The sequence below is a fragment of the Pseudoalteromonas sp. S558 genome (genome assembly GCF_005886635.1).
Classification (GTDB): Bacteria; Pseudomonadota; Gammaproteobacteria; order Enterobacterales; family Alteromonadaceae; genus Pseudoalteromonas; species Pseudoalteromonas aliena.
In genome coordinates, this window is record NZ_PNDU01000356.1 from 1 (window position 1) to 7597 (window position 7597).

Annotated in this window: 5 protein-coding genes; 2 read left to right on the forward strand and 3 right to left on the reverse strand. The window is 38.2% G+C overall.

All coding sequences use genetic code 11. The features are described from left to right. Positions 1-48: 48 nt before the first annotated feature. The 3 genes from CWB66_RS19095 to CWB66_RS19105 form a co-directional block, all read right to left on the reverse strand. Entirely contained in the window at positions 49-348 is a 300-nt protein-coding gene (locus tag CWB66_RS19095; protein ID WP_077537352.1) for a hypothetical protein, read from the reverse strand. Positions 349-454: 106 nt separating this feature from the next. After that, positions 455-2737: a TonB-dependent receptor gene (locus tag CWB66_RS19100; protein WP_138586601.1), complete on the reverse strand. Its 2283-nt coding sequence runs from the start codon at positions 2735-2737 to the stop codon at positions 455-457. A gap of 406 nt (positions 2738-3143) precedes the next feature. After that, a complete protein-coding gene (locus CWB66_RS19105; protein ID WP_077537350.1) occupies positions 3144-4004 on the reverse strand; it encodes a mechanosensitive ion channel family protein in 861 nt (286 codons plus the stop codon). A 381-nt stretch (positions 4005-4385) separates the two neighbouring features. Between CWB66_RS19105 and CWB66_RS19110 the strand changes: the two genes are divergently transcribed. Together CWB66_RS19110 and CWB66_RS19115 are read left to right on the forward strand one after the other, a co-directional pair. Beyond that, positions 4386-6521, forward strand: a complete 2136-nt coding sequence (locus CWB66_RS19110; RefSeq protein WP_138586602.1) for a M3 family metallopeptidase — start codon at positions 4386-4388, stop codon at positions 6519-6521. Between the two features lie 109 nt (positions 6522-6630). After that, on the forward strand, positions 6631-7476 hold the full coding sequence (locus CWB66_RS19115) for a carboxylate/amino acid/amine transporter (RefSeq protein ID WP_171037540.1): 846 nt from the start codon (positions 6631-6633) through the stop codon (positions 7474-7476). Positions 7477-7597: the final 121 nt, after the last annotated feature.

Consider the following 7597-nt stretch of genomic DNA (forward strand, 5'->3'; position numbering starts at 1 on the left):
TGAGTTATTTAATACGCTAGACTGATCATATTTTTAATAAAATTGGTATTATTCAGTTAAACCAGCTGGCGGCTCACCGATAGCTTCTTCACCGGTTTCAATATCAACAAGTTCATAACCACGTGCTTTTCGCACAACTTTAAGCACCGGTTTTTCAAATGCTGTCTTTAAACGCATCGAATCATCTTTTAATTCATCAAGCGTTGTTCCAAAGGGCGCAGCTCCCGTTTCAGACCAATTAGTTACTTTACCATTTAGGTTATATTCTACTTCGTGTATTTGATATTGCGCTGCTTCGTCTTTCGTTGCTTCACAAAAAATCACACGGTAATTCCAAAATCCAGCCATTTTCTTATCTCATTAAAATTAATTTACGCTACTTTACCAGCTTTAAAAAAACATAAAAGCCTGCACAGGGCAGGCTTTTAAAAATCAATATAATTTAAAGCTAACTCTAGAAGAAGTTAACTTTAAACTCAGCGCCAACATAGCGTTCTTCATTAACCATTGCAGTGTTGTTGTTAAAGTCAATTGCACCAATTGCAACTTGCTCATCAAACAAGTTACGAGCAAAAACAGCGACTTCGTATTCATTATCGTCTTGGGCCCAAGTATAACCGGCACGAACACCTACTTCTGTTAATGGTTTACCTTCAAACTCAACCGCTTCATATAGGAAGAAGTTAACTTTACTGCGGTACGATACATCGGTATAAGCGTAAAAATTACCATCGGCTAGTTCTTTTGAATAACGAAGTGTTATGTTAGAAATAAACTCAGGTGCATTAGGTAAGCTATTACCATCAATAATGGCTCTATTATTCACTACTTTATCGGTAACATGCAAAGTACTACGTGTAGGTACAGGGATTGTAATGCTATCGTCTTTTAGCTCAGTTTTATTATAACTAAAGTTAAATGTTGCATTAAGCTCATCTGTTAAAACCCACTCGGTATCAAGTTCAAAACCATAACCCGTTGTTTTATCTGCATTAAGCAAACTTGTTGTATTTGTAGTCCCACCTACGGCAGTTAATTGCTGATCATCCATTGTGAAGTAGTAAACACTTGCATTTACACGCCCGCGACCATCAAGTACGTCTGATTTGAAACCTGTCTCATATGAAGTAACAGTTTCAGAGTCTGCTGTAGTAACTTTGTCAGAAAACGTAATACGACCTTGAATACTCGGTGCGCGGAATGTATTTGCAACTCGTGCATATAAATTAACGTCATCATTCAATTTATAAGATGCCGAAATATCCCAACTTACATGATCATCACTTACATTAGTTGTACGAGTGATATCATTTGTACATTGCATCAAGTTATTTAGGCAGTCATTGCTAACTATTTTACGTACTGCTTCAAAATCTTTTTCATCATCAGAGTAACGCAGACCAGCCGTTAGTTTTAAATCATCTGAAACAGTGTAATCTACAGAACCAAATACAGCCCAAGCTTTAGTATCTTGCTGTTGATTAACGTAACCGTTTAACACACCACCAGCTAACGTATTGTAACCGAAGTTTTCAATGATTACTGATTCGTCAAAATAAAATAAACCGGTTTGAAAATTAACATCGCCGTTAAAGTTACTCGCTAAACGTAATTCTTGCGTGTATTGGTCGTGTTCTGGTAAACCACTTTCACTTTCTGATGGGAATGGAATTGAACCTGGACCATGGAAGTCACCTAAAAAGTCAGCACCGTAACCACCATCGATATCGCCACGTGAGTTTACTTCAGCACTCTCCCAACCTGAAATTGAAGTAATTGTGTAATCGTTAAAATCATACTCTAGCTTTAAACTCATTCCTTGTGCATCAACTACTTGCTTTTCACGGGCTGCTGCATCGTGGTAAACAACTTTATAATCAAAGTCATCAACTAGATCATTAGTGCCACTTTTAATTGCATTAGCACGAAATGGGATTGGTGTTCCATCCATGTTGCGTACGTGGTAGTTAAATAGTGCTGAAAAATCATCTTTTTCATATAAAAATTGGATACGTGCCGCTCTGTCGGTGTAACCACCTAGTACATCATCCTGCTCGAAACCTGGCGCACGGTTATCAATAAAGTTGTCTTTGTCTTGCCAAAGAACAGAAACACGTGCAGAAAGGTGATCAGTTAAACCACCGCCCACTGCGCCTCTAAAATCTACAGCACTGTCTGTGCCATATGATACCGAGCTAAAACCTTCAAATTCTTGGCTCGGTTTAACAGAGTCAAACTTAACAAGGCCAGCCGGTGTATTCCGGCCAAACAATGTACCTTGTGGACCACGTAAAACCTCTACGCGTTCAACATCAAATACAGGGAAGCCTTTTAAAATAGCATTTTCTTGAACAATATCATCAACTACAAGAGAAACAGGTTGTGATGCATTCAAATCAAAATCGGTGTTACCTAAACCACGAACATAAAAACGTGGGAAAGTACGGCCATAAGAAGATTCAATTGCCAAGCTTGGAATTTTCGCATTCATAAAACGAATATCCATACCAGCTGAGCTGTAGACATCAAGATTATCACCTTGCAGTGCAGATACTGCGACAGGAACTTCTTGTGCGTTTTCTACACGTTTACGAGCTGTGACTTGAATAACTTCTAATTGGTTACTTTTTTTAGCTGTTTCTTGCGCAGCTAAAGAAGAAAATGAAGTACCTGCTACTGCAGAGAACAACGTTGCATTGATTAGGGTCGCTAACGTAGATCTTTTCATTGCTTTCATGTTGGGTTTAACCTTTTGTGTGCACTCTTATTCAACGGTTTATGTGTTGCGCAATTTATACCATGGAGGTAAGTTGCGGGCTCGGCCAATTTTTCGCGTCTTGCTATATGCTGCGCGGACCTTATTATCGAGAGTACAAAAACGATGTGATAAGGCTGAACGAACGCTGGAGATTATACCACTGCCAAATAATTTTACTGCATAAAATTGTAAACTTTTTTGTAACATTTAACTACAATTCACGCCATTTTCATACACTTTAGCGTCTAAAAGCACCAAAAGAGGACATATGTCCTTCCTTAAAAAGCAACCGCTAAAGTAGCGAGTTTGGTTTTTATAATGAAAATTAAAAATAAAAAAACCGCACGTAGCGGCTTTGTTATTTTTTAATGATGAGATGTTTTTATTAGCTACGCTTAAATGCAATCTCACCGTCGATATGAATATCTCTTTGAGGAAAAGCGATGACAACATCATGCTCTTCAAATACGGCATAAATACTAAAGCGAATATCACTGCGTACTTTTCTGAGCATAGTTTCAGACTCTGCACACACCCAAAAAATAGCATTAAACACCAGTGAGCTATCAGCAAAGTCATCAAATAATACCGTCGACTTTGGATCACCTAATATAGCTTCGTGATCATCGAGCACTTGCTGAATTAATTTTTTAACCAGCAACACATCTGATCCATAAGCAACCCCCACACTTACGGCTGAACGTGCATTACCATCAATTAATGTCCAGTTAGTCACCGTGTTTTCTAATAGCTGACTATTGGGAATAAGCATATGCACACCATCGTTTCGGCGAATACGTGTTGAGCGCGTATTTATTGTCTCTACGACTCCTTTTGCATTACCGACTTCTAAAAAGTCACCAATACGAATTGGCCGCTCCCACATAAGTATCCAACCACTTATAAAGTTGTTGATAATATTTTGCGCACCAAAACCAACACCAATAGCGATAGCACCCGATACAAATGCAAATGCAGTAACAGGAATGCTAAGCACTTCTAAGGATGTAAAAACCAAAATAGCGATACTGATAATAAAGTAGATACGTGTAAATAAATGCACTGCGTCTGGACTTAATTTTTTTGCCAATAAGGTTTTTTTTATTAACTTACCAATACGCGTAACAATAAACCAAATAGCAAAGAGTATTAAAGGCACTTTAATTATCTTGGCTACGGTAATGTGTACATCGCTGTAACTAAATACAACAAAGGCGAGAATTTGGTTTATGTATTCTAACGTCATTTATTTTCCAAATAAGCAGGAGCGCTTTAAATTAAGTCGCTATAAAGTAAGATTTTAACATTAAATTAGCGCGCTATAATATAACTAAAACGTGCAGTTAATAAGTTCAACATATGCTTTATGTACAATTTATTAACTCTTTATGACTTTAGCCGCAGTTAACTCCTAATACACAAACAACCTCCTTTTTTATATTTTAAAGTAGCTCAAATAATATTATTTAGGGCTGCTTTACCTTCTAAATGCTCATTATTAGTTAATTTGCGTCCAAATAGCGCTTAATACCGATAAACTTTATTGTATATAAATCAAAATTTGATAAGTTAGCTGTGTTTTTCAACTCGCAAAGCCTATTCCGGCTAATCTTTCTATGGAGTTATTATGCGTAAGACACTGATCGCCACTACTATTGCTAGTGCCCTATTACTATCTGCCTGTTCATCAGATGAAACAAAAAACACGGCAAAAGAAGACACTGCACAAGTGCAAGACATTAACGCAAACAATGTTTTATTTAAACCAAGCCCATTACAGTACATGGCCCCTGAGTTTAATAAGTTTGGCACTAAAGATTACGAAGCTGCATTCGATGCAGGCATTGCACAACACACAGCGCAAATTCAAGCTATCGCTAATAACTCAGCTCCAGCAACATTTGAAAACACATTAGTCGAAATGGAACTGTCAGGCGAGTTATTGAATCGTGTATCAGCCGCATTTTATAACTTATCTGGCTTGATCTCAGATGATGAGTACCAACGCATTGATGAAAAAATGGCGCCTGTATTATCTGCTCACTCAGATGATATCTATTTAAATGGTGCATTATTTAAACGCGTACAAACAATTTACGACAACCAAGATAAATTGAACGCAGAAGATCAACGCTTAGTTGATTTTTACTACAAGCAGTTTGTAAAAGCAGGTGCTAAATTAAACGATGCTGAAAAAGCTAAAATGCGTGAAATTAACTCAGAGCTAGCTCAGCTATCGACTGCGTTTTCACAGAACATTTTAAAATCGTACAAAGAAGACGTTATTGTAGTTACTGATAAGAGCAAATTAACGGGTCTTTCTGAAGGTGAAATTGCCGGTCTTGCAGCTTCTGCTAAAAAAGCGGGCAAAGACGGCTACATGATCACGCTAGTAAATACAACGCAACAGCCAATTTTAAGCAGCCTTGAAAACCGCGACTTACGTGAGCAAGTTTTTAAAGCTTCTGCAAACCGTGCTGCAAAAACTAACGGCCCTATCATTATCAAAGAAACCAACCTACGTGCTCAAAAAGCTGAGCTTTTAGGCTATAAAGATTGGGCTTCTTATGTAATGACATCACGTATGGCGCAAACCACTGATAATGTATATGGCATTTTAGATGATCTTGCACCAAAAGCAGTTGAAAAAGCGAAAATAGAAGCTGCCGCTATTCAAAAAGTAATTAACGATTCTGACGAAAGCTTTGAGCTTAAACCATGGGATTGGACTTTTTATGCTGAAAAAGTACGAGCAGAAAAGTACAACTTAGACCCTGCCCTTGTTAAGCCATACTTTGAAATGCAATCCGTAATTCACGACGGTTTATTCTTCGCAATGAATAAACTTTACGGCATTACATTTAAAGAGCGTAAAGACCTTCCTGTTTATCATGAAGACGTAACTGTGTATGAAGTATTTAACGCTGATAACAGTGCTGTTGGCTTATTTTACTTAGACCCTTACGCACGTGAAGGCAAACGTGGCGGTGCATGGATGAGTGCATACGTAAGCGAAAGTGGCTTAAAAGGCACTAAACCGGTTATTTATAATGCGCAAAACATTCCAAAACCGGCAGCAGGCGAGCCTACGTTAATGACGTTTGATGAAGTGTCCACTATGTTCCATGAATTTGGTCATGCTGCACACGGTTTATTCTCAGATGTTAAATACCCAAGCTTAGCGGGTACTGCAACTGCGCGTGACTTTGTTGAATTTCCGTCACAAGCAAACGAAGACTGGATGATCGAACCAACGGTACTTGCTAACTACGCTAAGCATTACAAAACGGGTGAACCAATTCCAAAAGCGTTACTTGATAAAGTGCTTGAATCGCAAAAATTCAACCAAGGTTACGGTACTACTGAGTATTTAGCTGCTGCATTGCTTGATATGGAATGGCATTCATTTGGTTCTGATGAAAAAGTAACTGACGTTCAAACCTTTGAGCAAGATGCATTAGAAAAACACGGTATTGCTTACTACCCTGTACCACCGCGTTATAAGTCAAACTTCTTTAGTCATACATTCGCAGGCGGTTATTCAGCTGGTTACTATGCGTATCTTTGGACTGAAGTATTTGCCGCAGATGCTTTTGCGCATATGGAAAATAACGGCGGCTTAACACGCAAAAATGGTGATAAGTTCCGTAAAGAAATCCTATCAAAAGGTAATAGCCGCGACTTAATGCAAAGCTACATTGAGTTTAGAGGTCAAAAACCGACAACCGACGCACTACTTAAGCGCCGTGGTTTAGTTGAATAATTAATAATTTAGTTATTCTCTTATGAAAGCCCGCTTGCGGGCTTTTATTGTTTATAGATCAATATATAACAGATAAACTGCTGTCATTAATTATTTAAAGATGATGACTATGCGGTACTTATTTGCAGTAACTTTACTTTGGGCATTTTCGTTTAGTTTAATTGGCGTGTATTTAGCAGGTCAGGTTGATGCATGGTTTAGCGTATTAATACGCATCGTACTGGCAACATTAATCTTTTTGCCTTTTTTAAAGTTTAAGCAAACTCCTAGGCCGCAAGCGTTAAAGCTCATGCTGATTGGCGCCATACAACTTGGTGTTATGTATAGCTTTTACTACCACTCCTTTTTATTTTTAAGCGTCCCCGAAGTACTGCTATTTACAGTAATGACTCCTTTGTACATTACTCTGCTAAATGATGCATTAAACAAACATTTTAACCCACGCTTTTTTATAGTCGCACTTATTGCGGTAATCGGTGCAATTACCATTCGTTACGAAAATCTAAATAGCAATTTCATAATCGGCTTATTATTAGTTCAAGGTGCAAATATAAGTTTTGCTGTAGGCCAAGTAACCTATAAACGCTTAATGATGAACAATCAGCTTGATGATAAAACCGTATTTGGCTGGTTTTTTATCGGCGCATTAATTGTCGCCAGTGTATGTTATGCCTTATTTGGCAACGCAAATAAGCTGCCTAGCACATCAACACAATGGGGCATACTTATTTATCTAGGCGTTGTAGCATCAGGCCTTGGTTACTTTATGTGGAATAAAGGCGCAACACTTGTCAACGTGGGAGCTCTGGCAGTCATGAATAACTTACTTATCCCAGCAGGGATTATTGTTAACGTGCTTGTTTGGAACAGAGACGCTGATATCCTCCGGCTAAGCATTGGAGCAGCTATAATGTTAGGCGCATTATTAGTGAATCAAATTTTTAGGGCCTGTTGACCTTTCAGGATTAAAATTTGTTCAATCTAGGGGCGATTTAATCGCGGCGTGAGGTTTGTAACCTAGTGGGCTAAGTAAAAACCGAGCAACAAAGAGTAAATTGCCCCTAGACAGAACCCTT